Source organism: Exiguobacterium sp. FD-YE-25-4 (assembly GCF_057004685.1).
The window spans coordinates 645,820-672,818 of record NZ_CM168041.1 but is presented as its reverse complement, the minus strand read 5'-3'; the positions used below and the strand labels follow the sequence as shown (position 1 = coordinate 672,818).

Here is a 26,999-nt window from a genome sequence, read left to right as displayed (position 1 = left end):
GATTAGTCACGCGGACGGCGTGGGCCACGGTCGTCTGAACGACGACGGTCGTCTCCACCGCTACGTTTGCCACGGTATCCACCGCCGCCACCGCTGCGTCCACCACGGTCACCGCCACCACGACGTTCTCCGCCGCCGCTGCGATTTCCACGGTATCCACCACGGTCGTTACGTCCACCTTGACGTTTGACGCGTACTGGTTCTGCATACGAGATTTCAACCGGAGTTGAATCTGGCTCTTTCGTCAATCCACGAAGTGCCGCTGCAAGAAGCTCGACTGCTTCGTATTCTTCAAGAAGCTCAGTCGCAAGTTGCGTGTAAGCTTTGAAGTCGCCCGCTTGAACACGTTCGATCAATTCTTCAGCCGATTGCTTTTGGTTGCCCTCGAGCACTTCTGAGATTGTCGGTACGTGACGACGGTTCATTTTCTTGTTCGTTACGCGTTCGATTGCTTTGACTTGACCGAATTCACGTGGCGTGATGAACGTAAGGGCTGTACCTGTTTTACCAGCGCGGCCTGTACGTCCGATACGGTGCACGTAGCTTTCCGGGTCTTGTGGGACGTCAAAGTTGTAAACGTGTGTGACACCTGTGATATCAAGACCACGGGCTGCAACGTCTGTCGCGACCAAGATGTCAATTGTGCCGTTTTTGAAACGACGGATGACTTGGTCACGTTTTGATTGCGTTAAGTCACCGTGAAGACCATCAGCCGTGTAACCACGTTTGATGAGTGCTTCTGTCACTTCGTCAACACGTTTCTTCGTACGAGCGAAGATGATGCTGAGTTCTGGCGAGTCGATGTCGATCAAGCGGCAAAGCGTATCGAATTTTTGACCTTCGCGCAATTCGAGGAATTGTTGGTTGATGTTCTCAACTGTCATTTCCTTCGCTTTTACTTTGATGATCGTCGGCGACTTCATGAAGCGCTCAGCAATCTTCTTGATTTGTGGTGGCATTGTTGCAGAGAAGAGAAGCGTTTGACGTTCAGCCGGAAGGCCTTTCAAAATCATCTCGATGTCTTCAACGAAGCCCATGTTGAGCATTTCATCTGCCTCGTCCAAGATCACAGTTTGGATCTCGTCGAGTTTGATCGTCTTGCGCTTCATGTGGTCCATGAGGCGGCCCGGTGTGGCAACGACGATTTGTGGGTTCTTTTTCAAACCACGGATTTGGCGGTCGATTTGTTGGCCACCGTATACTGGAAGTGCGTAAACGCGCTTCGCTTCACCGATTTTGTTCAATTCTTCTGCAACTTGAATCGCAAGTTCACGTGTCGGTGCAAGAACAAGTGCTTGGACTTGACGTGCCTTTGTGTCGATTCGCTCAATTGTCGGAATACCGAAAGCTGCTGTTTTCCCTGTACCTGTTTGCGCTTGACCTAATACGTCCACTCCTGTGAGTGCGACAGGAATTGTCTCAGCTTGGATCGGTGTAGCTTCTTCGAAGCCCATTTTGAGTACACCTTTTACTAATGCTTCACTTAACTGTAAATCTTGGAATTTTGTCAAATTATATTCTCCTTTTTTCATACAAAAAACGTCTGAGGTTTTGTTCTACAGACGTTTTTCCAATGTTTCCTCGTAGTCAACTTTACTAACTATAACGTATTTGTTTCTAAAATGAAAGAAATACATTCTAAAACTTTTCATAGCCACCTGGACATGAGTTATCTTATTTCAATTTATAGCCGTTGTCGAGTTTTTCAACTTGCTTTTCTTTCAGCAGTTTCCCGAGTGCGCGTTTGAACGCCGCTTTACTCATCCCGAACTCACGATCGATCACGTCCGGCGCCGTCTTGTCGCCATAAGGCATTTGGCCGCCGCGTTCTTCAATATAAGCACGGATACTTTCCGCGTCCGGGTCGATGGCTTCATATGCCCGCGGTTTCATCGAGACGAGTACCGTCCCGTCTTGTTTCACTTGCGTCACACGTACGGTCAATTGCTCACCGAGACGTGGCCAACGTGTCATCTCTGCTTCATGTAAGAAACCGAGTGATTCATTTTCGACCCAGACGTTCACACCGACTTCGCGTCGATTGACGACGACCGCATGGACATCTTGATTGCCCCATTCTTCTTTAGCGGGACGCGCCAACAAGTTCAAGTACGCATAGTGGGCCGGTTCCCCGAGAAGACGGCTCTTTTGATCGTACTTGAGACGAATGCAAAGCTTGTCCCCTTCTTTTGGCCAATACGACCGGTTCTCAGGAAGATCATCTAATGAGACGAGTACATCCTTTTGAATCCCGATATTGACGAACACACCGGTGTTATACCGGACTCCAGTCACTTCATACCACTCATAGTCATCGAACGTGACGCTCGGAATCGTCATCGTCGAAGCGAGACGTCCTTCTGAGTCGTGATAAAGGAAGACCCGCACCGTCTGTCCGACTGTGACTTCTTCAGTTTGTTCTTTTCGATGAAGGAGTACCTCTTCGCGACCGTTTCCGATAAACACACCAAAATCAGCTGAACGTTCCGCGACCAAGTCTACTACTTCTCCTGCACGTAATGCCATACAATCCACATCCTTTTTCATCTATTACTGTCAGTATACCTACCTACACACGTTCCTAATCATATCACGTTCGATTTCCTTACTCCGTTCAATTGTGTCTAAAATGTGAACAAGATTGCCCCTCCGTTTTGCTAAATGGGTCCGTATACTAGCTTCTATATTTCAAATTTTGTGACAATTTTGTGAACGCGCATTTTCCATCTAGTATCCACATTTTGAAAACGTTATTATTAAGGAAGTGTTGTTTAACGAATTAGGTTTCAGCCATGGCCGAACGGGGGATATAAAATGTTTGATGTACAATCTCGATCATTCGCGAAGCGCTTCATGAAAGGCTTATTGATTGCTTTCTTCGCGCTACTCGCTTCACTTAGCTTCATTTTTTCAAACGGAGTCGATACGAACGTATCTTCATCCGTCACGATGGTCCAAGAGTAAACGCCCTCTCCTGACAGAAGGCGTTTTTTTGTTTTGTTCCGACAAAAAAAGGGATTTTTTATGCATCTGTCGAACGAACATAACGTTCGGCTTTTATTATTGAATCATCTGGGAAGGGAGAGTCACTCATGCTATTTTATTTTCTCACCACGATTCTTTCGGTCGTCGGTTTGTCCGTCTCGCTCCAAACCGGTTTTTTCAAAGACCCGATCGGTACATTCCTGTTCGCCGTATTGCTCGCCATGGGCTTATCTTCATTTAAACAGTTGGTCGCACAAACGAACGTCTTGCTCATCGAGCGCCGGAATCAAAAAAAGATCAAGCGCATCGTGGCGCGCATGCATTCAACTACGCGTAAACGTTCTACATAACGCTCGTCTTCCCCCTCCACTTTTGTTATTCTATTCTAGACAAGAAGAGCAAAACGGACTCAACCCGTAGGAGGCACAAACACGTATGAACGAAATCCCTTTATCGAACGAATGGCTATTGCGTTATTCACCTGTCATGGAGCTATGGCTGAAAGAAGACGGCATCTTGCTCGTCGACGATGACAATCGCATTCGACTCACGCTTGAAATCGGCAGTGACCAAGTCATGCAGTTCAAGAGCATCGAACAAGATGGGGCTTACTTTGCTGTGGACCCGGTGAATAAACGAATCACGTTCGAACTCGAGGAAGAAGAAGAGGAAAGCGATTCTCGCTTCTGGGAATAAAGATTCATGCCGAAGAGTCGGATTCTCGTCAAGAGAGGAAGACTCTTTCTTCGTGTCCAGACTCATTACTGAACGATCGAGAGGAGAAATATGTATGATCCGCACCGCCATCTGGTTTATCGCCTTTTTCGCCGTCTTACCGCTGACACTTCCGTTCTATCCGAAAGCGAAGCGACTGACGCCCCCGGAACGTTATGGATACGTCCAAACCGTCGCTTATAAATGGGCAAGCTTTCTATTACGAATCGCCGGCGCTCGCGTCCGTGTTCACGGCCAAGAGAACATCCCGAATGAACCGGTCGTCTACGTCGCGAACCACCAAGGGAACTTTGATGTCCCGATTATGATCACAGCGACGAAACATCCAAAAGCGTTTATCTCAAAAATCGAAGTGCAAAAGTTCCCAATCATTCCGCGTTGGATGGAACTGATGGGTTGTATCTTCATTGACCGCAGCGACCGGCGCCAGTCCATTAAAGCAATCCGTTCCGGCGTCGAGACGATCCAATCAGGACAGTCGATTATCGTCTTCCCGGAAGGCACCCGCTCAAAAGGCGGACCAATCAAAGAGTTCAAAGCTGGTAGCCTGACGCTCGCCACATCAAGCGGTGCCAAAATCGTCCCTGTCGCCATTAAAGGAAGCCACCATTTGCTCGAGACGACAAACCGAATCACACCGGGTACGGTCGACGTCACGTTTTTACCGGTCATCGATCCGGCAGACGTCCCGAATAAAGAAATTGCGGCGCTGGCAGAGACGATGATTCGCCGCGTCGTTGAAGGAGAAGAATCATGAGTTTATTAGCCATCGAAGGCATTCATAAAGAATTTGCAGATAAAGTCTTGTTCGACGACGTCACGATGACGATTCACCCAGGCAATCGCATCGGGGTCATCGGGGTCAACGGCTCCGGAAAGTCGACGTTCTTAAAAATCATCGCCGGCGTCGAGACCGCAGACCGGGGTTCGATGCAACACCCGAACGATTACCGGATTCGTTATTTGACCCAAACGGTCGACTTCGCCCCCGGGCAAACGATTTTAGACGCGTTGTTCACGAGTGAGACCCCGTCCGTCCAGGCGTTGAAACAGTATGAGCTCGCGCGCCAAGCACTCGAGGCGAACCCGACGAGCGAACAATGGTTGGAACGCTTCATGAAAGCCCAGCAAGCAGTCGATGCAGCCGACGCATGGGAGACTGAAGCGAAGTTGAAATCGATTTTAAATCGGCTCGGTCTTCCGGACGTGACGGCAGAGATCAGCTCGCTTTCCGGTGGACAACAGAAACGGGTCGCTTTGGCCGCAGCCCTACTCGACGAAGCTGACTTACTATTACTCGATGAGCCGACGAACGAACTCGACGCCGATACGATTGCTTGGCTTGAGACGATTCTCGCTGATTACCGGGGGGCCATCCTGCTCATCACCCATGACCGTTATTTCTTGAACCGAGTCACGAATCATATCCTTGAAATCGCCGATGGCACGAGTTACTTCTATGACGGCAACTATGAGCTCTTCCTTGAGAAGCGTGCCGAACGAAAAGCTCGGTCGCATTCAATGGAGCAAAAGCGGCAAAACATTTTGCGTCGTGAGCTCGCTTGGCTGCGTCGTGGTGCCAAGGCACGGACGACGAAACAGAAGGCACGCATCCAGCGCGTCGAGGACTTGAAGCATCAAGAGACGCTTGCCGAGGATGAGGCGCTCGAAGTATCCGTCGGTTCGCGCCGCCTCGGGAAAAAAGTAATCGAGGTGGAGAACTTGTCCTTCGGTTATGACGATCACTTGCTCATTGAAGATTTCACGTGGTTGTTCGGACGCCGGGAACGGTATGGCATCGTCGGACCAAACGGTAGCGGGAAGACGACGCTCATGAACTTGCTTGCCCATCGCCTTCAACCGACGCAAGGAACGGTCGTCCATGGCGAGACGGTCCATCTCGGCTATTACGGGCAACAAGTCGAATTTGAGGACACATCGCGCCGTGTCATCGATGAGATTGAACGCATCGCTCAAGTTATTTATACGCCGGACGGCGAGACGATCACGGCCAGTCAGATGCTCGAACGCTTCCTATTCACCCCGGACGCTCAATACAAACCGATTGCCAAACTGTCGGGTGGAGAGAAACGCCGCCTCGTCTTGCTCCGGATTTTAATGGACGAGCCGAACGTGCTATTTTTAGATGAACCGACGAACGATCTCGACACGGAGACATTGTCCGTCCTCGAGGACTATTTGGAGTCGTTCCCAGGCACGGTCATCGCCGTCAGTCACGACCGCTATTTCTTAGATCGGATCGCCGAACAGCTGATTGCGTTCGAAGACGGGACGATCAACGTTTATCATGCGGAGTACAGTGACTATTTAGCCACACTCCAAGAACAGACGAAGCAACAAGTGAAAAAAGAATCGAAAGAGAAGAAAGAGCGTGTCAAAGTCGATGTCGTCAAATTCACTTTTAAAGAGCAGAAAGAATGGGAGACGATCGAGGATGATATCGCCTCTCTCGAATCTGAGATCGAAGCAGCCGAGGCACGGCTCGCTGCAGCGGGTAGCGACCTCGGTAAAGTGAATGAACTGTACGCCGACATTGCCGCGTTGAAAGAAGCGCTCGATGCGAAGATGGAGCGATGGGAATATTTATCGGAGATTGATGAACAAATTCAAGCACAGAAGAACTAAAAACAAGGATCACGCGTCGGCGTGATCCTTGTTTGTCGTGTAGCCATGTGTGGACAATTCGAGTGCAGCGCTTGGAAGCACCCTGTTCATCCTTTACTGACGATATTATGTTGAAACGCATAAACGACGGCTTGCGTCCGGTCGTAGACGTCAAGCTTCGTCAAAATGTTGGAGACGTGTGTCTTCACCGTCTTCAACGAGATGTATAGTTCATCGGCGATGACTTGGTTCGATTTCCCTTCCGCCATCAATTGCAAAATCTCACGTTCCCTTGCCGTCAGACTCTCGTGCAACGTCTTTTCCGGATGTCGGAGCCGTTCGAGCATCTTGCCCGTCACTTGGGCGGCCATGACCGGATTGCCGGCTGCCGTTTGACGAATCGCATCGGCGATCTCGTTGGCGTTCGCCGTTTTCAAGACGTAACTCATAGCCCCGGCCTCGATGACCGGATACACTTTCTCGTCATCCAAGAAACTCGTCACGACCAAAATCTTGGCCTCTTTCCAACTCGCCTTGATCCGCTTCGTCGACTCGACCCCATCGACAGGCTCCATCACTAAATCCATCAAGACGACATCGGGCTTCTCGGCGATGGCAAGCTCGGCCCCTGTCGCGCCATCCGATGCTTCTCCGACGACTTCGATGTCAGGCTGCGTCGACAGAAACGCCGAGACGCCGGCCCGCACCATCTCATGGTCATCAATCAATACGACTCGAATCATTCTAACCCCTCCACTTGTTGTTTCACACGCACTTCAATCTGAGTACCGACGCCTGGCACACTGACGAGTCGTAACGTCCCGCCGACCTCAGCCGTCCTCTCTCTTATCGATTGTAAGCCATATGAGGCGACTTGTGTATCATCGACATTAAAGCCGATCCCGTCGTCGTTTATTTTTAAGATGACCGTCTGTTGCACGGTCCGCATTTCGATTTCAAGTCGTTTCGCTTTCGCATGGCGAAGCGTATTGCTGATCGCTTCTTGGACGATGCGGAACAGTTCGTTCTCAGTATGTCGCGACAATTCGACTTCTTCGAGACGCCATACGAGCTCGGTCGATTGTTTGCGGGACAGTTCTTCTAACAGGCGCTCGATTCCCGTCTTGAGCGTCATTCCTTCGAGCTCGACCGGACGGAGTTGCAACAGGAGCGAACGCATTTCCGCCTGAGCAGTTTGTGCCATCACTTCGACCTGCTCGATTTGTTTGGCCGCCACGTCTGGTTTTGAAGTGATCGTCTGTTTGGCCGCCGTCGTCATCATCGAGATGGCGTACAGTTGCTGACTGACCGAGTCATGGAGTTCACGGGCGACACGGCGACGTTCTTCGACGACTGCTTCGCTGCGCGCTTCCTCGACACTGACAGGTCGGTCCCCGACCCGTTTGGCCATCTCAATCATTTCCGTGCGTTGCTTAGAAATCCGGGCGATCCGTTCGAGCGTATCTCGATAAGGCGACAATGGACGGAAGGTAATCTCTTTTTGATTCTCAAGCTTCCACAAGGCAATCGCCACTTCCCGGAAGTCGCGTCGCAAATAAAAATACGAACCGACCCCGAAGATGCTACCAATCAAGACGGCGATGACGAGGATAGACACACCGAAAGGCAACCCTTCTTCACGTGTGAACAAATCTCGGAGTGAAGTCGAGTCACCTATTAAAAATGCGATCGTGACGAACAGTGCCGTCAGTAGGCTGCTAAATAACTGATGCCAGACGACCGTCCTTGGATACGAATCCTTCTTCATACGGTCATCACCTCGACACTTCCGCTCATGAGCACGATATGGATGCGGACTTTCCGTGTTGCTGCTTGATAATCGTCCGAAGCCGTGTAAAAGCGACGGTTGAACACCGGTGAATAGTTCGACTCATCGACTTGAATCTTGCCGAATCCGATTGATGCATCAATCGAGTAATCGTAGCCGGCCGGAATGAGAATTCGGACGTCCCCGGCGAGTCCGTTCAATAGTAAGAACGTCTCTCCCTCCGGAATGATGGCGCGCGACAAGTCGAGTTCGACGTCACGCAATAAGAAGAATTCATTCGTGTCTTGAAGCACGTAGTGACCGCTCTCTTTCGTCCCGAACGAAAAGGCCTGTTCTTGCCGGATATGTGACTTGAACCGACTCGATTCGAGCGGACGATTCTTGTACAGCCGATAGCCGAACATGAGCAATAAACCTGACAATACAAAACCGAACGCCGCCGACGAGAAGATGAGCCCGACGAGCATGATACCGCCAATCCCGTAAAAGATATAGCTGACCGGCTGATTGCCTTTGCGGCTAAAACGACGCCCGATATACAGCAACAATAGCGGGACGACCATGCTGAAGAGGACGCTGTTACCACCCGTCGCGATATCGATAAATAGTCCAATGGCGAATAGAATAATCATAAAGCCGATGATTTGGCGTGTGTTCCAACGTTCCACATTGCTTCCCCCTCTCTAACAGTATGTAACATGAAGCAAAGAAGCGATGGCCCAACCATTCGCCGGACCATCGCTGAACCGTTGCGTCAGTCTTGTTTGAAACGACGCTCAAGTTCTTTTAGTTTTGCTTCGAAATCATCTTCGTCCGCTGGATCGATTTTCTCTTCAGCGGCCGGTTCTTGTTTCTTCTCTTCTGTTTTTTTCTCTTCTTCCGTGAATGGATGTGTCTTCGACGTCTCTGCCCCGAAGATTTGATCGAGCGCACCTTTCAATAAATCCAGGTTCTCACGCATTGCGAACTCATACCGTTTGTTTTGCATCTCATCGAGTTTCAGTCGCATCTCGAGAGCTCGGCGCTCGAGGGCATCGAGTTCCCGTGCTCCTTCGTCGAGGAGACCTTCAAAATAACGATACTGCTCGCCGTAGTGTTTCGACTCGAGAGCTGCCCGTTCGGCGAGCTTGTCTTCGCCTGCTTGTTTTGCGAGTTCCGTCTGCTCGTAACGCTTATCGGCCATCTGCTTGGCGTCATCGCGTTTTGTAGCAAGTTCCTCGAGCAATGACTTTTGACGCTCAACGAGACGTTCGACTGACAGCGCCTCTTTTTCAGCACCGCGGATATGGCGGTTCAATTCGGCTTCCCCACTTGAGCGTGGAGCCGAACGTGGCCCCTCTTTATCTTGAAACTTCTTCATCTCTTTCGATAGTTCTTTCGTCAACTCGTTAGCTAAATCACGAAACTGGTCAAATGGTGTTTTCATCTTGATGTCCTCCTTTTGAATCTTAGCGACGGTTTACAAACTTCTGCCAAACTTGATCGAACGATTGAAAACTGCTGCGGCTCGCACGCGACCCGTCCGCATTGAAAATCTCGACGTCTTGTTTTTGGTTGGCATACATCATATACCCTTTAAACAATACCCATGCCACCACAATCCCGATCAACGCCCAAATATTCGATAAAATTGTGATGATCCCGATCACGGCAAGCGCGCCGTAACCGATTTTTGCGCCGACATGTGTCACGGCCATGAATCTGACTCCAGCCCACAGTGCTAAGAGCGCCCCCAAACCGAACATGATCATGTTCGGTAAAAAGCCGATTAGAACGAGAACTAAAGAGATCGCGGCCACAATGAACAATACTTGCTTCACCTGGCGATTCATCGATTATCCCTCCTCGTTAAGTACACTCTTATCATAATACGTTATTTTCAATAGTGCGACGAGCGGAAGGCTTGTTTTCCCTCGGTCTGTAGACTGAGATGATAGCGTTCTCAAATCGTGTGCTATACTAGAGGCATCGAACAACGAAAGGATGATGTTTTATGAGCACCGTACAATTCGCAGTACACACTTTGTCAGCCAACAGGAGGGCGACTGTCCTCCACAACTAAAAGGAGGATTCTATTTGAATCAAACAACGACAACGGGACGTGTCACGGCACAGTTCCAACATATGTATACCATCACGACTGAAAGTGCGAACTATACGTGCAGTGTCACCGGGAAATTCCGACATGAGGCCGAAAGCGAGCGCGACTATCCGGTCATCGGTGACTTCGTCGAGTTCACCGTTCGTGAGCATGGTCAAGGCGTGATTCGGCGTCTCCTTGAGCGGCGCACTGTCCTGTCACGGGCAGCGGCCGGCAACGAGACGCGCGAACAATTGATCTGCGCGAACGTCGATTTTATCTTGATCACGATGGCGTGCGGACATGATTTCAACCTGCGCCGGCTCGAGCGCTATTCGCTCGCCGCGTGGGAAACCGGAGCCACACCGCTCATCATCTTGACGAAATCGGACCAAGTCGACAACGCCGAGGCGCTCGTCGATGAGCTCGCTTTGACGGTTCCGGGGGTCGATGTCTTCCCTGTCAGTTCACTCACAGGCGACGGCGTCGAGGCGTTGCGAGCCGCACTGCCAAGCGAAAGCACGATCGTACTCGTCGGCTCGTCCGGCGTCGGGAAATCGTCACTGACGAACGCACTTGCCGGTGAGACCGTCGCCGAGACACAAGCCGTACGCGAGAGCGATGAGCGCGGCAAGCACACGACGACGCATCGTGAACTGTTCCGGATTGACGATTTGTTCGTCATCGACACCCCGGGCATGCGTGAGTTCGGACTTTGGGACGGGGCCGATCACCTCGACGACACGTTTCGGGATATCGAGGCGCTGGCCGAGACGTGTCGGTTCCGGGACTGTTCGCACAGCACCGAACCGGGCTGTGGCGTCCGATCCGCCATCACATCTGGAACGCTCGATGCGAAACGCTATCAGAGCTTCGTCAAGCTCGAGCGCGAGCTCCGCTACGCGGAAAAACGGCAAGCGGAGGCGGCACGTCTCGCTGAGAAGAAGAAACGAAAAACGAAAGCTTAATCTAAGAGAGGAGTCACAGAAAAACTGTGGCTCCTTTTTCGACCTTCCTGCCCTAGCACCAAGTCTTATCACCAATCCGTCATTTGTGAACAATCGTTCAGAAATAGTTCGCATAAATGCAGGCAAAACCCTCGAAAGAAAGCGGTTTCTCCGCTACAATGGATTCGTATTGTCACAGATAAAAATCGCTAGCATACAGGGAGAGACCTATGAAAACATTGAACGAACGCGCACTTGAGATGCACGCCATGCACCACGGAAAATTGGAAACGACACCGAAAGTCGACGTCGACACGAAAGAAGCGCTCAGTCTCGCTTATTCACCAGGTGTCGCCGAACCATGCCGTCGCATCGCTGAAGATAAAGAACTGTCTTACGACTATACACTCCGTGCCAACACGGTCGCCGTCGTCTCGGACGGAAGTGCCGTCCTCGGCCTCGGCAATATCGGTCCAGAGGCCGCGCTCCCGGTCATGGAAGGGAAAGCCGTCTTGTTCAAAAGCTTTGCCGGGGTCGATGCGTTCCCCATCTGTCTCGACACGCATAACGTCGACGAGATCGTCCGGACGGTCGAATTGCTTGCGCCGACATTCGGTGCCGTTAACTTAGAAGACATCAAGGCGCCCGAATGTTTCGAGATCGAGGCGCGCCTGAAACAGACGCTCCCGATTCCCGTCTTCCATGACGACCAACACGGGACGGCCATCGTTGTGCTAGCAGGTCTCGTCAACGCACTGCGACTCGTCGACAAGACGATGCCTGAACTTCGGGTCGTCATGAACGGTGCCGGGGCTGCCGGCATCGCCATTGCGAAACTGTTGAAGCGCTTCGGCGTCGAAGACCTCGTCATCTGTGATACGAAAGGCGCGATTTACGAAGGACGCATCGAGGGGATGAACCCGTTCAAAGATCAAATCGCCAAAGCAACGAACCGGAAGCAACATGAAGGGACGCTCGCCGATGTGCTTCAAGGTGCCGACGTCTTCATCGGCGTCTCGGCGGCCGGTGCCGTCACCGAAGAGATGGTTCGTTCGATGGCTGTCGACCCGGTCATCTTCGCACTCGCGAACCCGATTCCGGAGATCATGCCGGACCTCGCGACAAAAGCCGGGGCGCGTGTCGTCGCGACCGGTCGTTCCGACTTCGCCAACCAAGTGAACAACGTCCTCGCCTTCCCTGGTATTTTCCGCGGGGCGCTTGACGTTCGCGCCACCGAGATCAACGAAGAGATGAAAGAAGCGGCCGTCCACGCGATTGCCGACTTGTTGACCGAGGAAGATCTCATAAACGGGGTCGTCATCCCGAGCCCGTTCGATGAGCGAATCGCACCCGCCGTCGCAGTCGCGGTCGCCAAAGCCGCCGTCGAGACCGGCGTCGCCAAGCGCCCACTCGATGAGGCCGCCATCCGTCAGCACGTCAGTCAAAAACATTTGTAATCCAAAAACTGCGCAGACCGTGACGGTCTGCGCAGTTTTTTAAACGGTTCCTTGTAAGATCCCTTCCGCCCATTCGACTTCTTCCGTCGTCGGGGGTTTAATCCCTTTGAGCGGATAGTCGAGACCGAGTGCCTCCCATTTATAGACACCCATCTCATGGTACGGCAAAATTTCGACTTTCTCGACGTGGTCGAGCTTTTGAATGAACGCGGCCGTGCGGCGGAGCGCTCCTTCATCAAGTGTCCATTCCGGGACGAGGACGTGGCGAATCCACATTTTCGTTCCGCGCTCGGATAAATGTTCAGCAAGCGCGAGCGTGTTGACGTTGCTCCGTCCCGTCAGTTTCTTACACATGTCATCGTCGATATGTTTGATATCGAGTAAGACGAGATCCGTATGATCTAAGATGGCGTCCAAGTTAGGGGGACGAAGTGCACCCGACGTGTCGAGTGTCGTGTGGAGCCCGTGTTTCTTCGCTTCACGCAACAGCGCTTCTAAAAACTCTGGCTGCGCGAGCGGGTCGCCCCCTGAAATCGTGATACCGCCTTTTGATGCTTCCATGAACGGACGATAGCTGAGCGCTTCTTGAATGACGTCCTCGGCCGAACGATGGTTATTCTTTTTGAAATCCCACGTGTCAGCGTTGTGGCAATACAAGCAACGAAGCGCACAACCTTGTAAAAAGACGATAAAACGAATTCCTGGGCCGTCAACGGTTCCAAACGATTCGACCGAGTGTACATATCCCATTGTCATCGAAATGACCTCCTAACGAGTGAGCGGCCTTCAGAAGAAGGCCGCCAAGCCTTGATTACTTACAATGAACCGTGGAACGTCCGGTTGATGACGTCGATTTGTTGTTCGCGCGTCAACTTGATGAAGTTGACCGCATAGCCAGAGACGCGGATGGTGAGCTGTGGATATTCTTCCGGATGCTCCATCGCATCGAGTAACGTTTCACGGTTGAAGACGTTGACGTTCAAGTGATGTCCTTTATGCTCGCCGCCCATATAGCCGTCAAGAAGTGCCGCTAAGTTGAGTTCACGAGCTACTTCTTCTTTGCCTAGTGCTTTCGGTACGATCGAGAACGTGTATGAGATTCCGTCTTGCGCATGCTCGAACGGAAGTTTCGCAACTGATGAGAGCGATGCGGCAGCACCTTTCGTATCGCGGCCATGCATCGGGTTCGCACCTGGGGCGAACGGTTCGCCGGCACGGCGTCCGTCCGGTGTGTTCCCTGTTTTCTTGCCGTAGACGACGTTTGATGTGATCGTCAAGACTGATTGCGTATGGAGCGCGTCGCGGTATGTTTTATGCTTACGCACTTTTTCCATGAACGACTCAACGAGTTCGACGGCGATTGAATCGACACGGTCATCGTTGTTTCCGAATTTAGGGAAGTCGCCTTCTGTCTCGAAGTCGACAGCAATGCCTTGCTCGTTTCGGACCGGTTTCACGGTCGCATGTTTGATGGCTGACAGACTATCTGCTGTGACCGAGAGACCGGCGATTCCGCATGCCATCGTCCGTAGGATTTCTGGGTCATGAAGTGCCATCTCGATCCGTTCGTATGCATATTTATCATGCATGAAGTGGATGACGTTGAGCGTGTTGACGTAGAGCTCGGCGAGCCAATCGAGCGTCCGATCGAAGTCGGCATACACTTTGTCGTACGTGAGCACGTCTTCGGTGTTCATCTCCCAAACCGGTGCGATTTGGTCGCCGCTCTTCTCATCGCGGCCTCCGTTCATGCTGTAAAGGAGTGCTTTTGCCATGTTGGCGCGGGCACCGAAGAACTGCATCTGTTTCCCGATTTTCATCGGTGACACACAGCAGGCGATGCCATAGTCGTCGCCAAACTCTGGAAGCATGAGGTCGTCGTTCTCATATTGGATCGCAGACGTCTCAATCGACATCTTCGCGCAATATTGTTTAAATCCTTCTGGCAATTTCGTCGACCAAAGCACCGTCAAGTTCGGTTCTGGTGCTGGCCCGAGGTTTGAGAGTGAATGCAAGAAGCGGAATGAGCTCTTCGTCACGTTCGAGCGACCATCCTCACTCATCCCACCGATTGACTCGGTCACCCACGTTGGGTCACCCGAGAACAATTCGTTGTAGTCAGGCGTGCGCAAGAATTTGACGATCCGGAGCTTCATGATGAAGTGGTCGACGATTTCTTGAACGTCTGACTCGGTCAAACGACCTGCTTCGATATCACGTTCTGCGTAAACATCGAGGAATGTCGAGACACGTCCAAGTGACATCGCGGCGCCGTTCTGTTCTTTGACGGCTGCGAGATATGCAAGGTATACCCATTGGTACGCCTCTTGTGTATTTTCTGCCGGACGGCCGAGGTCAAACCCGTACGCCGCACCGAGTTGTTTCAACTCTTGGAGGGCCCGGAGCTGCTCAGACATTTCTTCCCGTGTCCGAATATCTGACTCTGATAAGAAACCGCCACGGTTCGCCAAGTCTTTTTTACGTTCTGCAATCAAGAAATCTAACCCATACAAGGCAACACGACGGTAGTCGCCGATGATCCGTCCTCGGCCGTAAGCGTCAGGAAGACCTGTGATGATCCCTGACTTCCGCGCCGCCCGCATCTCAGGTGTATACGCATCGAAGACACCTTGGTTATGCGTTTTGCGAATTTCCGAATAAATCTTTGTGATTTCAGGGTTCGGCTCGAAACCGTATGACTCAAGGGCAGCGTCGACCATTCGGATACCGCCGTTTGGATGGATCGAACGTTTGAACGGCTCGTCCGTTTGAACACCGACCACTTTCTCGAGCTCTTTGTTTAAGTATCCCGGTCCGTGCGAGACGATTGTCGATGGGTTGTTTTGATCGACCGCCCAAACACCACCGCGTTCCCGCTCTTCTTTCGTCAATTCCATCACTTGTGCCCAAAGACGGTTCGTCGCATCGGTCGGTCCGACGAGGAAACGATCGTCCCCTGTGTATTCGTGTCGGTTCAAACGGATAAACTCACCGACGTTCACTTCGTTCGTCCACTGCCCAGGTACAAATCCTGACCAGGCTGATTTAATTTCGGTTGCCATTGTGGGTCACTCCTCATAGTTGAGATAACTGCGTGCTTTCTATAAGTTGAGTGTACGTGAAAACGTGAACATTTTGTTTTACATTCTTGTGAAAGTTGTAACAATCTCATGAACGTTGGCATAAAGCCGTTTTTGTAAGCGCTTTAAATACTGTTATAATGCAAAAAGCCTTCCTTCTGAAACAGATAAGTCTTGTTACGGCAGGATTCAACTCATTTCTGTATCATTTCAGATGGGATGTGACGATTTATACAGTTTTCGTAGTGATGTACCTCACACCTCGGGGATAGAACTTGAATTTTTGCCTTATATCGGACACAATGAAGGCAGAACATTGTAGAAGAGGAAGGGGTTCTTCCCATGACGTACGAATTATTGACAACCGCTCACGATTTAAAGACCGGTGACCGCATCTCTCTTAAAGTAGAGGAAAACGGTGAACAACGTGACGGATTCATCACAGAATTTGAAGACGCAGGTTTTTGGATTCGCTTTGACGACGACATCGAAAACGAGGATTTCATCGACTACCGCGATAACTTGCTCGTTGCTCTCATCTCGCGCCCGATTGACGTGGCAGCGACGTATCCAGAGCTCGCTTCATACGAACGGTTGACGAAAGAATTGCAGTACCGTGTGTATCAAGGCTTCACCGTCGAAGGCGTCGAGGCGTCGGCTGACCAAATCGATGTGCACATCAAACTCATCGAGGACGGACAGACGTTCACACAGACACTCCGTTCTTCATTCGACCAAGATACTGAACATGTTCGCTATATCTAAGACAGGGAGCGCTTATGCTTCCTTTGTTTTTGCCCCACGATAAGGAGAATTGATATGAACTTTACAAAACCATTTATTAACGAAGCCTGGGATCGCCTTGGCTTTACTGAACCAATGCCGGTCCAAGCCGAAGCCTTCCCGCTTCTTCTTGACGGAAAAGACGTCACGATCGAAGCGCCGACAGGTACCGGGAAGACGCTTGCTTACTTATTACCCGCCATCGAAAAAATCGACGCGTCGAACGACCGCATCCAAGTCGTCATCGTCGCGCCGACGCGTGAACTCGTCATGCAGATTCAAACGGTCGCGCAACGCTTCACCGAGAAAGGTGACGTCCGCATCGCTTCGTTCATCGGTGGTGTCGAGTTGAAACGTCAAATCGACCGGTTGAAGAAAAAACCACATTTGATCGTCGGGACACCGGGCCGACTCGTCGAACTCATTGAGAAGAAAAAGTTGAAACTTCACGAGACGCATACGATCGTCCTCGACGAAGCCGATCAAATCATCGATAGCGGTTTGACAGAATCTGCCGAACGGATCATCAAACATACGGCGCATGAACATCAAATCGCCCTCGTCTCGGCGACACTCACAGACACGCTTCAAGCTTGGGCTGCCCCATTCTTGAACGAACCGGCCCACGTGAAAATCGAGCGGGCGGTAAGCGCACAAGTCACCTATGGGTACATGTTGACGACGCGCCGGTATAAACCAGAGTTGCTCCGCCGCCTGTCTCACGTCGACAACGTCAAAGCGCTCGCTTTCATCAACAACCGGTCGTTCTTGCCACCGTTGAAAGGTGAGCTCGACAAGATGAAAGTGAACTATCGCATGCTCGACAGCTTGAAAGGAAAGCGCGAACGTGTCGAAACACTTCGTGAGTTCCGTAAAGGTGACTACCCGCTCCTCATCACGACTGGCCTCGCAGCCCGTGGTCTCGATATCGAGGAAGTGACGCACGTCGTCCACTTCGACTTGCCAGAATCAATCGACGACTTTATTCACCGCTCAGGCCGGACGGCACGCGGCAATGCGGCTGGGACGGTTCTCTCGCTCGTGACAGATGAGGATTTGACCCATTTGAAATCGTTCGCCCGTCAACTCGGCGTTGAATTGAAAGAACTCGAGATTTACCGTGGCGACGTCATCGAGAAGCGAATCGAGGATAAACCGCCGGTCGTCAAGCGTCCTGCGAATAACCGAGGACCACGCCGATGAAAAAAGACCGGAAAGTAATTCCATTCCCTTTGCTCGTAGAAGAGTCCGAATTGCTGGCCGAGCTGAAAAAATTGTATGAGCAGGCCGCGCTCGCGCGCAGCACGCAATGGACGAACTATATACAAGAGATTGCCTCGGAAGGCACGTGGCACTTGAAAGACGCGGAGTTGTTCCGCGACTTGTTCATCGACTGGGCCGTCTTCTTCGAGACGGACGAAGACGGGATGACGCCGCATGGCCGCTACTTGGCGGATCACAAGGCCGAGATGTCCCCTGCCCTCTATCACGCGCTTCGGGGCTTGGCGGTCCCGCGTTGCTCGGTCTTCGAAGTGACCGAGGACGGTTTACGCGATTGGGAGACGAAAGAAATCTACAAAGTGACGCTTCCGGAGGCTCGTGAACCGGGCGATGTGATGCTCGGTAAACTGCTCGATATCCGCGGCAACTGGCGGTTCGGGTCGGCATTCCTCGCCCTCCCGGCGAAGATGGCCGGTAACGTGTCGGACCTGTATGTCGATTTCACCGACGAGGTCGGTCCAGGTGCGTTCCTCGACCAGTTCCCCGAGTTCTGTGCGGAACTGATCGACATGTTGCTTGATCTAGAAGAAGGGGTCATCATCCCGAAACCATCAAAATAAGCGAGAGGCGGCCGCCTCTCGCTTATTTTTTATTCCACGTAATATTCTGTGTTGGTCACCAATGCTTTCGCCTCGTCGTTCGTCGCTTTCACCGTGGCGCTCGAGATGGCTTTTCCATCTTGATAGACGTCGATGACGGCCCCGTCTTTCGTAGGGCGGGCATGGTACAGTCGGTCCCCGATGTATGAGGTCGTGCCGACCGAACCATCGATGACTGAACGTGTCGACTGCTTCCCAGTCTTCAAATCGATGACGAATTCGGTCCCGTCTTCTTGTAAGGAAATCAATTGATCCTCGTACACCGTCGCGTTCCACATGTCACCGTCTGGCATCAATTCAACGACTTGCTTCGTTTCCGCATCATACGCATAAATCCCAATCTTTTCTTGCTCACTTAAATAAGTTTCTCCATTTTCCGTGATGGATGTTTGCTCGGTCATGCCAACCGGGATGAACCGATTATCCGCGTCAATCGTCGCCATGTACGGTCGGAAAGCCCACGACGTTCCAGTCACGGTCGAAATGGATTCATCTTGTAACGCCACGCTCTCGATCACGATTTGTTTGGCAGCCTCATCGAACCTAGCAATTTTCGTCTCTGGATTCTCTCCATAACCATCTCGGTAAATGACATGCACGTTTCCTTCATGAACAAAGAGGCCGGCCCAAGGACTGTCCATCAATTCAGAAGCTCCATCAACTTCATTCCCAAAGATTTGTTTGGTGACTTCTTGTCCATTCATTCGGAACACCGCAATCTCTTTGTTCCCGTTCTGGCCGACGCCAATATAGCCGTCAGCTGTTCGAATCGATTGCATAAAACTTAAGCCAGACAATTCTCGATAAAAACCACGAACTGACGAATCTACCTCGCTCCGATAATTTAACGCCTCTTCGATGTAGTTCACATTGCTCATCACACGACTACGATCGGTCGTCAATTGGAATCGTTCCGTCGTACCTTCTTCTTCCGTTCCGTAAAATAGACCAACCGTTTGTGACTCCCACACACTAGGATTCGTTTTGACATCTAACTCCCATTCCGCTTTCGTGTCCCTCATATCGAAAGCGAACGTCCCGAGACCGATGACGACGACCGCACCGAGTGCGACCACATTCCACATTCGTTTCATACGCTCACCTCACACACTTAATTTCTTCATTAGGTAACGACGACTAATCCACACCGCTGCCATCATCCATGCCATCAGACCGAGACCAATCACAAGCATCATCTCATCCATAAACAAGCGGTTCTCCAGGAAGAAAAGTGCCGTCATAGGAACGACAATCAACGTTCCAAGCATCAGCATCGCAATGATTGACGACCACATTGTCCGTTGCCATAGACTTCGTTCAATCAACACGAATGTGAAGACGAATAAAATGATGATCACAATCAGCACTTGATGGATGATAAAGTTGACGATTGAAGCAGGATACATGATTGAGAGCGCCCCATCGTAGCCGATGGCCTGTTCGAAGGAGCCACGCATCGGAATCATTTGCGAGTCAAACCAACTCGAAAACGCTATGTACTGGAGTTTGAGCGCAATCCACTGCACGGAGAACAATCCAAGGATCATCAACATCATCGTCACTAGCTTCGCACCGAAGACGAGCATCCGCTGTTGCGGCATGAGCAGCAGGCGCATCATGAACGTGCCGCGACCTTGGAAATCCCGATACCAAATCCAAAAACTGAAAAATATCATCGCCGTCACCGCTACCCCGATCGACAAAATAAACGCCATGCCTCCGAGATAATTGGCGAACGTCAAGATATAATCCGGTGTCCCGGTGCGACGGATTTCTTCATACATATTCGTCTCGCTCCATAAAAAGAATCCGAGCCAACCGAACTGAACGACGACGAGCAGTGTGATCAAGATGAGATACGGTTTCGTCATCCGTTCGACTTCCCATCCGATTAGTTTCAATAAGTTCATGCCCCAAACTCCTCTCTCATGACATCGACGATCGACTTTCCGTGAATGAAGCGGACGTCTTCAACGTCGAACTCACGGACGATTCGACCGTTGTTCAACATGACGGCCTTATCGACCAAATATTCGATGTCTTCAATCTCATGCGTCGTGATCAAGACGCCGCGGTCTTCCATGATGTCACTCGAGAACAACTCGACGATTTGTTCTTTCGAGAATACGTCGATGCCCGAGAACGGTTCGTCGAGCAATAAATAGTCCGGGTCTTGGGCGATGCCGAGCGCCAAATTCACTTTCGCGAGCGTCCCTTTTGAGAGTTCATTCAACTTGTCCTCTGGGAACAGCTTGAACTCATCGACAAGACGGGCAAACAATTTCGGGTCGAACTTTGGATAAAAGTCGCGCATGAACGCCTCGCACTGTTCAATCGTGAAATGGATGGGGAACGTCGAATGATCCGGTACGAACGCGACACGATTCAAGTCGAGCGGTTTGCCGTCGACGAGCACCGTGCCCCGGTCGAATGGCGTCAGCCCCATGATCCCTTTGAGAATGGTCGACTTCCCGGTCCCATTCAAGCCGATTAGGCACGTGATTTCTCCTTTTTGGGCCGTGAACGACACGTCTTCGATAACTTGTTTTCTCCGGTAACGTTTTTTAACTCCCAATACTTCGATCATCGAGATTCCCCTCCCCGTATTGCCGTTTGATTTTATCGACGAGCTCATCCATCGTGACGTCGAGTTCTTGAATCGATTCGACGAAGACGGCGACCGCCTCATCGACGAGTTCGGTACGGATCCGTTTCAATACATGTTCATCCGTCGTCACGCGGCTTGGGCGATTCCGTTCGGTCGTAATCAATTGTTGTTCCTCCATTTCTTTGAACGCCTTTTGGACGGTGTTCGGGTTAATTTTCAATTCGCTCGCTAGCTCACGCCGCGACGGCATCTCTTCGCCCGCTTTCAGTTCGCCAAGTGCCATTTTCTTTTTGAAGTAGTCGACGACTTGGATGTAGACCGGGGCTCTCGTGTTGAATTGTATGATCATGTTGTCACCTCTCTAAGTGTATGATGCGACTAATACACTACCTGACTGTATTATCACCATAGTACACTAACAGAGTCAACAGTTTTTTCCAAAATAAAAACGCATCCTCCTATAAGTGGATGCGTCAACTGGATTGAACGATGTGATTGGCTTTGGCTTTCGGGTTGACCGTCTTCAAATAATGCACTTCTCCGGGCCAGTACCGGCGCTCGTACTTGGCAATCCGCTCCGACAACTCGCCGATATACGTATCCCGATTCAAGACCCGTTCATACCGGACCTCCCGCGGACAGTCGAGATAGACGACGTAGTCAAAATGAGGGCGCCACTCGTCCCGCAATAAGAAAATTCCTTCGATCAAGACAAGTGCGTTCGGAGCAATCTCGATCGTTCGCATGACGATTTCGTCCCGGTCGCGCGCATAGTACGGTAACGTCAGCGTTGTCTCCCCTTGCCGCAACGGTTCGAACAACGTCTGGACAAGTAAGTCGACGTCCCATTGGAGCGCATAATATTCCATCGCTTCCGATTGTCCCGTCCCGTAACGCCGATGCCGCTCGACGATAAAATCATCGATATGTAGCATCACTTCCTTCGGTGAGGTCCCGCGCAGTTGATCAACAAGCGTCGTCTTCCCAGCTCCGCTCAATCCATCGATGGCGACGATGAACGGCCGGCCTTGCGGATGCTTGGCGTGTTCTCGACGAATGGTTTCCCGTAAAGTGTCCATCCCCTCATCTCCTTCCCACAAAAAAAGTCAGCCCCGCTAAAGGGCTGACTTCAGTTTACCAGAGCACCCAGCCTTTCGCTCCCGGTGGCGCACTCTCAATCAAGTGCCAAATCGGGACCGTATAAGCGAACGCGATCAAGACGAACGTGACGGTGATCCATAGTTTCCAGTTTTCAAAGAAACGAGGCGTCTCCATCGCTGCCTCTTCCGTCTCAGCGAGCGGGAATTCTTCCTCCCCTTTCGGCGCGAGGAACGACAAGTTGAACATTGAGTATACGAAGATGAGGACCGAGATCAAGAGGATCGTCCCGCCAATCGCCATGGCGATGTGGTATGGAATCCATTCGCGCGTAAGCGCATCCGAGAAGTACGTTGCCGGTCCGGTCCGACGCGGGTTACCTTGGAGTCCTGAGATGTGCATTGCGTAAGACATGATTGACATCCCAAACGCCCACGTTCCCGTTTGAATCAATCCGAGTCGGTTCATCTTTTTCGTGAGTGTACGACCGCGCAATACCGGTACGAGCCAATATGCCGTTCCGAAGAACGTCAAGGCGACGGCCGTCCCGACTGTGATATGGAAGTGACCTGTGACCCAAAGTGTGTTGTGGACCATCGCGTTCAATTGGTGCGATGCGTTGATGATCCCGCCGGCTCCGGCTGGAATGAAGAACAACATGCCCACGAACGGCGCGAGGAAACGGACATCCCCATATGGCATTTTCTTGACCCAACCGAATAGCCCACGGGCACCGAGTGCACGACCGCGAAGCTCGAACGTCGCAAACAGCGAGAACGCCGTCATAAACGACGGGATGACGACGAGGAACGTCAAGATGACTTGAACGAACTTCCAGAACGGCTCAATCCCCGGCTCTGTCAACTGGTGGTGGAAACCGACCGGGAACGAGAACAAGAGGAACAATAGGAACGCCATCCGGGCGAGCGCATCCGAGAAGATTTTCCCGCCGATGACTTTCGGCACGACCGTATACCAGACGATATAGGCCGGCATGAGCCAGAAATAGACGAGGGGGTGACCGAAGTACCAGAACAACGTCCGTGACAACTCAATCCCGACCGTATCTTTCCATCCGAGCGAGAGCGGTAGCAGCTGGAACAGAATCGTTCCGGCCACACCGAGCGTCGCGATGACCCACAATAGCATCGTCATGACACTCATATACGCCGGAAGCGGCGGGTGAATACCTGGGTTCTCCCGTTTGTAGTCCGCATACATCCGGAACATGGCGAACGCAGACAACCATGTGCCGACGACGAACAAGACGAGGCCGATATAGAAAATCGGGTCGGCCATGAGCGGCGCGTAAAACGTATACAACACGGTCGCTTTATTGGCGAGCACCATGATCGTGACGAGCACGGCACCGGCGATGATCATCCAAAATCCGAGCCACGCGACCCGGGTCGGGAACGACTCAAAACGTCCGAACGACTTAGCGAGGAGCGCGTAAAGAAGACCGATGATGAACATTGTCGTGAAGACGAGACCGAGCATGATGCCGTGTGCGGTCAAGAGTTGATAATAACCAAATACTTCCGGGATGACACCGGTCCGGATGAGCGTCTGCATGAGTCCTGCCAAACCGCCGATCAGGACAGCGAGGACCGAGATGACGACATGGGCATAGGCGAGGCGTGCTTCTTTAACACCGATACTTGGTACCGGTACGCCGCGTTCCATTTCCCACTGTTTTAATTTTGAGGCTACGTCATTCATTTAGTCCACCACCTTAATTTTTGTCGACATCATGTGATGTCCGGTCCCACAGTATTCGTTACATAGAATCAAGAATTCGCCTGCTTCTTCGAACGTATACGTGAGCGAGTTGATGTGGCCTGGCACGACCATCATATTGACCGGTGTCCCCGTCAATTGGAACCCGTGGACGACGTCCGGTGACGTGACGAGAAACGTGACTTTCGCCCCTTTTGGGATTTCCACATTGCCCGGTGTGAATGTGAACGCTTGGGCGACCATGACGAGCTCATACTCGTTGTCACCGATTTTATGAAGCCCTGGTTTGTCGAACGGTGCAGTTTGATGCACTTTTGCCGGGTCGATCAAATCGGCGTCCGAAGCCGGCTGATTCCCTGCCGCAAACGCAGAGATACCGAGCACTGTCAAAAAGACGCCTAATAGAATAATGCCGAATACTAACCAATACTTCTCAAGTTTATGAATATGCATCGTGCTTCCCTCCTCTTGCTCGTTATCGTGTCACAAATAAGTAAAAGACCGACGACCACATGGCAATGATGACGCCAGCGACAATCATGACCGATGTGAACGTGCCTTTTAAGTTCGGTTCTTGTCCATCGTTTTTCTCCACGTGAAGGACCCCTTTCCCTTTGATTTCCACTTTCATTGTATGAAAAGGGGCACTGATTAATATGTGACATTTGTCACTTCAAAAGTGACAATCACATCAAATTTGCGTAGTTTCCACACATAAAGTTCACATTTGGAAAAAAGGCATACAAAAAGGCGATTGCTCCGACATCAGTCGGTCCAATCACCTGTTCATGTTCTCATGTTGTGACGCCGCACGTTTTTCAACGCTTATGAACGGCAAGTCAAAGCCGACAAATACCGGCGGGACAGCCTTCGCAGTAACATAGCTCTTTTAGGAAATCGATGTCATGCAACACCATCGATGTCGGAGTCGTCGTTAACACGCCTTCTTTCCGCCACTGGTTCATCATTCGATTGACCGTTTCGCGAGGTGCACCGATCAATTGTCCGAGTTCGCCGTCAGACGGATGTCTCGGAACTGTGACCCCCTCTGTCTCCTCTACGCCGTGCATTGCCGCCATGCGAAGCAACGTCGAGGCGAGCGCCCCTGGCTTCCCATACAGCAACAAGTCACGCAACTTCATCTCGGACTGTTTACGCATCATCGAAGTCCAACGCAACACCTCCGTAGCCAGCTGCGCGTCTTGACGCACGAGCTCGTCCATCTCTTGTTTTGAAATCCAGCCGATGACACTGTCCTCGGTCGTCTCGATACTGTAGGAGCTCGGGAATACATCGTCGATGTCGAACTCTCCAAAGAAGTCGTCAGCGCCGTATATGAACATGATGAGCGAACTCCCTTTTTTCGTCAGTTTCGTGAATTTGACGGTACCGCTCTTCAAATAAAAGAACTTACTGCATTTTTCTCCTTCCCAACAAACGATACTCGCTTTTGAATATTCTTGAAACGTCATCATCTCGAATAAGAGCTGTTTCGTCTCTTCTGAGAAGACGAAGCTGTTCGGTTGGGTCGTCCCACATTTCATAGTCATGTTGTCTGCTCCCTCCACTGGTCTCATGCCTAATCTGGCCTCGTGCGTGATATATGGTTTTATTATACAGGAGGGCAATGGGCATTTTCATAAAAGTATGTGACATTTCAAACAATCTTCTTATTTTTTCGTTCACAAAAAAAGACTGCAGGCTCTCTGCAGTCTAATCCAATCATCGGTAGACGAGTCGAATCAACTTCTCGGCTCCTTTGAAGTTCGGATAACGAACCGGTAAATCAAATTTCGTCGTATTGCGTAAAATCGATTTGGCATGGCTGAACGTCTCAAAGCTGTAGCGACCATGATACGAGCCCATTCCGCTCTCACCGACGCCACCGAACGGCAGGTTCGGGTTCGTCAAATGCATAAGGACATCATTGACACAACCTCCGCCAAACGTGAGATGCTTCATCACCTTCTGCTCCACCTCTTTCGTCTCAGTGAACAAATAGAGCGCGAGCGGGTGTGGGCGCGCTGCGACGAAATCAATCACTTCGTCGAGTTGACGATACGTGAGTACCGGTAGAATCGGCCCAAAAATCTCATCCTTCATAACGTTTGCGTCTTCTTCGATGTCCGTCAATACAGTCGGAGCGATCTTCAATTGATCTCGGTCGGTCTGACCTCCGAAAAATACGTCGCCTTCCGTCAAATATCCGATCAAGCGGTCGAAATGTGTCTCATTGACGATTCGTGTGAACCGCTTCGTCCCGACGCCATTCCCGAACATCGTGAACGCTTCACGTTTAATGGCTTCGAGGAATACCTCTCGTTTCGATTCATGGACGAGGACATAGTCTGGAGCGACGCACGTTTGCCCGGCGTTCATCCATTTGCCCCAAGCGATCCGTTTCGCCGCAATCTCGATATTGGCATCGTCATGGACGATGGCCGGCGATTTCCCGCCGAGCTCAAGCGTGACCGGCGTCAAATGTTTTGCCGCCGCCTCCATGACAATTTTTCCGACCGGTGTCGACCCAGTGAAGAAGATATGGTCCCACTTCTTTGCGAGCAGTTCCGTCGCCACGTCTTTATCTCCTTCGACGCTGACGACGTAGCGGTCAGTGAACGCCCGTTCGAGCACTTTTGTGATTATTTGGGCGACGTTCGGTGTCAATTCCGAAGGCTTCACGACTGCCGTGTTCCCTGCGGCAATCGCTCCGATGAGCGGTGCCATCGCCAATTGAAACGGGTAGTTCCATGGAGCGATAATCAGTACCGTGCCATAAGGTTCATACATGACCTCACTTTTCGTCCCGAGATGAATCGAAGCACCGCGGACTCGCTTCGGGCGCATCCAACGTTTCAACTCACGAGTCGTCCGTGTAATCTCATCGTAGACGAAACCAATCTCCGTCGTGAACGCGTCGAGTTCCGATTTGTTCAAATCCTGCTCCAACGCTTGGAGAATTTCGGCCTCATGATGTTTAATCGATTCTTTTAAAAACGTCAGCATACTGAGACGGAATGCGAGCGATTTGGTCGCTTGGGTCCGATAGAAGCGACGTTGTTTACGGATGAGCTCTTCGATGGTCAACTGTTCGATTGGTGCGAGCATAAATCTGCCTCCCTTAGATGATAGCGCTAGCTTCATCTTATCATTTTCTCTTGGCCATCGACCATTTTGAACCTTCGCTCCGCA

Annotated in this window: 29 protein-coding genes; 10 read left to right on the top strand and 19 right to left on the bottom strand. The window is 51.3% G+C overall.

Translation table 11 applies throughout. From position 1 onward, the window contains the following. Positions 1-2: 2 nt before the first annotated feature. Both cshA and AC13H5_RS03455 read right to left on the bottom strand, forming a co-directional pair. Entirely contained in the window at positions 3-1,511 is a 1,509-nt protein-coding gene (gene cshA, locus AC13H5_RS03460; protein ID WP_214754233.1) for a degradosome RNA helicase CshA, read from the bottom strand. A 163-nt stretch (positions 1,512-1,674) separates the two neighbouring features. Then, positions 1,675-2,526: a CvfB family protein gene (locus AC13H5_RS03455; RefSeq protein WP_034781077.1), complete on the bottom strand. Its 852-nt coding sequence runs from the start codon at positions 2,524-2,526 to the stop codon at positions 1,675-1,677. A gap of 288 nt (positions 2,527-2,814) precedes the next feature. Between AC13H5_RS03455 and AC13H5_RS03450 the strand changes: the two genes are divergently transcribed. From AC13H5_RS03450 to AC13H5_RS03430, 5 genes are all read left to right on the top strand, one after another. Continuing rightward, positions 2,815-2,964 (top strand): hypothetical protein, encoded by a 150-nt coding sequence (locus AC13H5_RS03450; protein ID WP_021067792.1) that lies wholly within the window; start codon positions 2,815-2,817, stop codon positions 2,962-2,964. A gap of 128 nt (positions 2,965-3,092) precedes the next feature. Beyond that, positions 3,093-3,335: a hypothetical protein gene (locus AC13H5_RS03445; protein ID WP_034781078.1), complete on the top strand. Its 243-nt coding sequence runs from the start codon at positions 3,093-3,095 to the stop codon at positions 3,333-3,335. An 85-nt stretch (positions 3,336-3,420) separates the two neighbouring features. Next, on the top strand, positions 3,421-3,681 hold the full coding sequence (locus tag AC13H5_RS03440) for a hypothetical protein (protein ID WP_034781079.1): 261 nt from the start codon (positions 3,421-3,423) through the stop codon (positions 3,679-3,681). Positions 3,682-3,775: 94 nt separating this feature from the next. Further along, entirely contained in the window at positions 3,776-4,477 is a 702-nt protein-coding gene (locus AC13H5_RS03435; protein WP_034781080.1) for a lysophospholipid acyltransferase family protein, read from the top strand. Beyond that, positions 4,474-6,366, top strand: coding sequence for an ABC-F family ATP-binding cassette domain-containing protein (locus tag AC13H5_RS03430; protein ID WP_214797583.1), 1,893 nt, complete (start codon positions 4,474-4,476; stop codon positions 6,364-6,366). The genes AC13H5_RS03435 and AC13H5_RS03430 overlap by 4 nt, the downstream gene beginning before the upstream one ends. 86 nt (positions 6,367-6,452) lie before the next feature. Here the strand turns inward: AC13H5_RS03430 and AC13H5_RS03425 are convergent, their stop codons facing one another. The 5 genes from AC13H5_RS03425 to AC13H5_RS03405 all read right to left on the bottom strand — a co-directional run bounded on the left by AC13H5_RS03425 (position 6,453) and on the right by AC13H5_RS03405 (position 9,966). After that, complete coding sequence (locus tag AC13H5_RS03425; RefSeq protein ID WP_034781089.1) at positions 6,453-7,088, bottom strand: response regulator; 636 nt, start codon at positions 7,086-7,088, stop codon at positions 6,453-6,455. Next, positions 7,085-8,113, bottom strand: a complete 1,029-nt coding sequence (locus AC13H5_RS03420) for a sensor histidine kinase (protein ID WP_034781091.1) — start codon at positions 8,111-8,113, stop codon at positions 7,085-7,087. The genes AC13H5_RS03425 and AC13H5_RS03420 overlap by 4 nt, the downstream gene beginning before the upstream one ends. Beyond that, the gene (liaF, locus tag AC13H5_RS03415; RefSeq protein ID WP_034781097.1) at positions 8,110-8,802 is read right to left on the bottom strand and encodes a cell wall-active antibiotics response protein LiaF; all 693 of its coding nucleotides are present in this window, start codon (positions 8,800-8,802) and stop codon (positions 8,110-8,112) included. The genes AC13H5_RS03420 and liaF overlap by 4 nt, the downstream gene beginning before the upstream one ends. Before the next feature lie 86 nt (positions 8,803-8,888). After that, a complete protein-coding gene (locus AC13H5_RS03410) occupies positions 8,889-9,560 on the bottom strand; it encodes a PspA/IM30 family protein (protein WP_483546312.1) in 672 nt (223 codons plus the stop codon). Between the two features lie 22 nt (positions 9,561-9,582). Continuing rightward, a complete protein-coding gene (locus AC13H5_RS03405; RefSeq protein WP_034781108.1) occupies positions 9,583-9,966 on the bottom strand; it encodes a lmo0954 family membrane protein in 384 nt (127 codons plus the stop codon). A gap of 244 nt (positions 9,967-10,210) precedes the next feature. Between AC13H5_RS03405 and rsgA the strand changes: the two genes are divergently transcribed. Then, positions 10,211-11,182, top strand: coding sequence for a ribosome small subunit-dependent GTPase A (gene rsgA / locus AC13H5_RS03400; RefSeq protein ID WP_483546311.1), 972 nt, complete (start codon positions 10,211-10,213; stop codon positions 11,180-11,182). 209 nt (positions 11,183-11,391) lie between these two features. Next, entirely contained in the window at positions 11,392-12,618 is a 1,227-nt protein-coding gene (locus tag AC13H5_RS03395) for an NAD(P)-dependent malic enzyme (RefSeq protein WP_483546310.1), read from the top strand. A 39-nt stretch (positions 12,619-12,657) separates the two neighbouring features. On the opposite strand, the gene pflA is transcribed toward AC13H5_RS03395, so the two are convergent. Both pflA and pflB read right to left on the bottom strand, forming a co-directional pair. After that, positions 12,658-13,374 (bottom strand): pyruvate formate-lyase-activating protein, encoded by a 717-nt coding sequence (gene pflA, locus AC13H5_RS03390; protein WP_021067805.1) that lies wholly within the window; start codon positions 13,372-13,374, stop codon positions 12,658-12,660. Positions 13,375-13,433: 59 nt separating this feature from the next. Next, entirely contained in the window at positions 13,434-15,680 is a 2,247-nt protein-coding gene (gene pflB, locus AC13H5_RS03385) for a formate C-acetyltransferase (RefSeq protein WP_483546309.1), read from the bottom strand. A gap of 360 nt (positions 15,681-16,040) precedes the next feature. On the opposite strand from pflB, the gene AC13H5_RS03380 reads away from it, so the two are divergent. The 3 genes from AC13H5_RS03380 to AC13H5_RS03370 are packed head-to-tail and all read left to right on the top strand — an operon-like array spanning position 16,041 to position 18,322. Beyond that, positions 16,041-16,463 (top strand): hypothetical protein, encoded by a 423-nt coding sequence (locus AC13H5_RS03380; protein WP_483546308.1) that lies wholly within the window; start codon positions 16,041-16,043, stop codon positions 16,461-16,463. Between the two features lie 54 nt (positions 16,464-16,517). Then, positions 16,518-17,684, top strand: a complete 1,167-nt coding sequence (locus AC13H5_RS03375; protein ID WP_483546307.1) for a DEAD/DEAH box helicase — start codon at positions 16,518-16,520, stop codon at positions 17,682-17,684. Continuing rightward, positions 17,681-18,322, top strand: a complete 642-nt coding sequence (locus AC13H5_RS03370) for a hypothetical protein (RefSeq protein WP_483546306.1) — start codon at positions 17,681-17,683, stop codon at positions 18,320-18,322. Before AC13H5_RS03375 ends, AC13H5_RS03370 begins: the two co-directional genes overlap by 4 nt. 29 nt (positions 18,323-18,351) lie before the next feature. Here AC13H5_RS03370 and AC13H5_RS03365 read toward each other — a convergent pair whose 3' ends face one another. The 10 genes from AC13H5_RS03365 to AC13H5_RS03320 form a co-directional block, all read right to left on the bottom strand. Beyond that, on the bottom strand, positions 18,352-19,455 hold the full coding sequence (locus AC13H5_RS03365) for a hypothetical protein (protein WP_483546305.1): 1,104 nt from the start codon (positions 19,453-19,455) through the stop codon (positions 18,352-18,354). A 9-nt stretch (positions 19,456-19,464) separates the two neighbouring features. Next, a complete protein-coding gene (locus AC13H5_RS03360) occupies positions 19,465-20,271 on the bottom strand; it encodes a hypothetical protein (protein ID WP_215192378.1) in 807 nt (268 codons plus the stop codon). Further along, positions 20,268-20,948, bottom strand: a complete 681-nt coding sequence (locus tag AC13H5_RS03355; RefSeq protein ID WP_214754252.1) for an ABC transporter ATP-binding protein — start codon at positions 20,946-20,948, stop codon at positions 20,268-20,270. Before AC13H5_RS03355 ends, AC13H5_RS03360 begins: the two co-directional genes overlap by 4 nt. After that, a complete protein-coding gene (locus AC13H5_RS03350; protein ID WP_214708735.1) occupies positions 20,926-21,318 on the bottom strand; it encodes a GntR family transcriptional regulator in 393 nt (130 codons plus the stop codon). Before AC13H5_RS03350 ends, AC13H5_RS03355 begins: the two co-directional genes overlap by 23 nt. Positions 21,319-21,442: 124 nt before the next feature. Beyond that, a complete protein-coding gene (locus tag AC13H5_RS03345) occupies positions 21,443-22,048 on the bottom strand; it encodes a kinase (RefSeq protein WP_483546304.1) in 606 nt (201 codons plus the stop codon). 55 nt (positions 22,049-22,103) lie between these two features. Next, the gene (locus AC13H5_RS03340) at positions 22,104-23,789 is read right to left on the bottom strand and encodes a b(o/a)3-type cytochrome-c oxidase subunit 1 (RefSeq protein ID WP_034781132.1); all 1,686 of its coding nucleotides are present in this window, start codon (positions 23,787-23,789) and stop codon (positions 22,104-22,106) included. Beyond that, positions 23,790-24,260: a cytochrome c oxidase subunit II gene (locus AC13H5_RS03335; RefSeq protein WP_034781134.1), complete on the bottom strand. Its 471-nt coding sequence runs from the start codon at positions 24,258-24,260 to the stop codon at positions 23,790-23,792. It abuts the gene before it with no gap. Between the two features lie 22 nt (positions 24,261-24,282). Beyond that, the gene (locus AC13H5_RS03330) at positions 24,283-24,402 is read right to left on the bottom strand and encodes a cytochrome c oxidase subunit 2A (protein ID WP_232819585.1); all 120 of its coding nucleotides are present in this window, start codon (positions 24,400-24,402) and stop codon (positions 24,283-24,285) included. 244 nt (positions 24,403-24,646) lie between these two features. Then, on the bottom strand, positions 24,647-25,357 hold the full coding sequence (locus AC13H5_RS03325) for a Crp/Fnr family transcriptional regulator (protein WP_034781136.1): 711 nt from the start codon (positions 25,355-25,357) through the stop codon (positions 24,647-24,649). 172 nt (positions 25,358-25,529) lie between these two features. Next, positions 25,530-26,915 (bottom strand): aldehyde dehydrogenase, encoded by a 1,386-nt coding sequence (locus AC13H5_RS03320; protein ID WP_214712847.1) that lies wholly within the window; start codon positions 26,913-26,915, stop codon positions 25,530-25,532. Positions 26,916-26,999 lie beyond the last annotated feature (84 nt).

What these genes read in the sequence shown, in the direction of transcription:
- AC13H5_RS03455 (WP_034781077.1), bottom strand. Translation starts at nt 2,526, where the DNA reads ATGGCATTACGTGCAGGAGAAGTAGTAGACTTGGTCGCGGAACGTTCA.
- AC13H5_RS03450 (WP_021067792.1), top strand. Translation starts at nt 2,815, where the DNA reads ATGTTTGATGTACAATCTCGATCATTCGCGAAGCGCTTCATGAAAGGC.
- AC13H5_RS03445 (WP_034781078.1), top strand. Translation starts at nt 3,093, where the DNA reads ATGCTATTTTATTTTCTCACCACGATTCTTTCGGTCGTCGGTTTGTCC.
- AC13H5_RS03440 (WP_034781079.1), top strand. Translation starts at nt 3,421, where the DNA reads ATGAACGAAATCCCTTTATCGAACGAATGGCTATTGCGTTATTCACCT.
- AC13H5_RS03435 (WP_034781080.1), top strand. Translation starts at nt 3,776, where the DNA reads ATGATCCGCACCGCCATCTGGTTTATCGCCTTTTTCGCCGTCTTACCG.
- AC13H5_RS03430 (WP_214797583.1), top strand. Translation starts at nt 4,474, where the DNA reads ATGAGTTTATTAGCCATCGAAGGCATTCATAAAGAATTTGCAGATAAA.
- AC13H5_RS03425 (WP_034781089.1), bottom strand. Translation starts at nt 7,088, where the DNA reads ATGATTCGAGTCGTATTGATTGATGACCATGAGATGGTGCGGGCCGGC.
- AC13H5_RS03420 (WP_034781091.1), bottom strand. Translation starts at nt 8,113, where the DNA reads ATGAAGAAGGATTCGTATCCAAGGACGGTCGTCTGGCATCAGTTATTT.
- AC13H5_RS03410 (WP_483546312.1), bottom strand. Translation starts at nt 9,560, where the DNA reads ATGAAAACACCATTTGACCAGTTTCGTGATTTAGCTAACGAGTTGACG.
- AC13H5_RS03405 (WP_034781108.1), bottom strand. Translation starts at nt 9,966, where the DNA reads ATGAATCGCCAGGTGAAGCAAGTATTGTTCATTGTGGCCGCGATCTCT.
- AC13H5_RS03395 (WP_483546310.1), top strand. Translation starts at nt 11,392, where the DNA reads ATGAAAACATTGAACGAACGCGCACTTGAGATGCACGCCATGCACCAC.
- pflA (WP_021067805.1), bottom strand. Translation starts at nt 13,374, where the DNA reads ATGACAATGGGATATGTACACTCGGTCGAATCGTTTGGAACCGTTGAC.
- pflB (WP_483546309.1), bottom strand. Translation starts at nt 15,680, where the DNA reads ATGGCAACCGAAATTAAATCAGCCTGGTCAGGATTTGTACCTGGGCAG.
- AC13H5_RS03380 (WP_483546308.1), top strand. Translation starts at nt 16,041, where the DNA reads ATGACGTACGAATTATTGACAACCGCTCACGATTTAAAGACCGGTGAC.
- AC13H5_RS03375 (WP_483546307.1), top strand. Translation starts at nt 16,518, where the DNA reads ATGAACTTTACAAAACCATTTATTAACGAAGCCTGGGATCGCCTTGGC.
- AC13H5_RS03370 (WP_483546306.1), top strand. Translation starts at nt 17,681, where the DNA reads ATGAAAAAAGACCGGAAAGTAATTCCATTCCCTTTGCTCGTAGAAGAG.
- AC13H5_RS03365 (WP_483546305.1), bottom strand. Translation starts at nt 19,455, where the DNA reads ATGAAACGAATGTGGAATGTGGTCGCACTCGGTGCGGTCGTCGTCATC.
- AC13H5_RS03360 (WP_215192378.1), bottom strand. Translation starts at nt 20,271, where the DNA reads ATGAACTTATTGAAACTAATCGGATGGGAAGTCGAACGGATGACGAAA.
- AC13H5_RS03355 (WP_214754252.1), bottom strand. Translation starts at nt 20,948, where the DNA reads ATGATCGAAGTATTGGGAGTTAAAAAACGTTACCGGAGAAAACAAGTT.
- AC13H5_RS03350 (WP_214708735.1), bottom strand. Translation starts at nt 21,318, where the DNA reads ATGATCATACAATTCAACACGAGAGCCCCGGTCTACATCCAAGTCGTC.
- AC13H5_RS03345 (WP_483546304.1), bottom strand. Translation starts at nt 22,048, where the DNA reads ATGGACACTTTACGGGAAACCATTCGTCGAGAACACGCCAAGCATCCG.
- AC13H5_RS03340 (WP_034781132.1), bottom strand. Translation starts at nt 23,789, where the DNA reads ATGAATGACGTAGCCTCAAAATTAAAACAGTGGGAAATGGAACGCGGC.
- AC13H5_RS03335 (WP_034781134.1), bottom strand. Translation starts at nt 24,260, where the DNA reads ATGCATATTCATAAACTTGAGAAGTATTGGTTAGTATTCGGCATTATT.
- AC13H5_RS03325 (WP_034781136.1), bottom strand. Translation starts at nt 25,357, where the DNA reads ATGACTATGAAATGTGGGACGACCCAACCGAACAGCTTCGTCTTCTCA.
- AC13H5_RS03320 (WP_214712847.1), bottom strand. Translation starts at nt 26,915, where the DNA reads ATGCTCGCACCAATCGAACAGTTGACCATCGAAGAGCTCATCCGTAAA.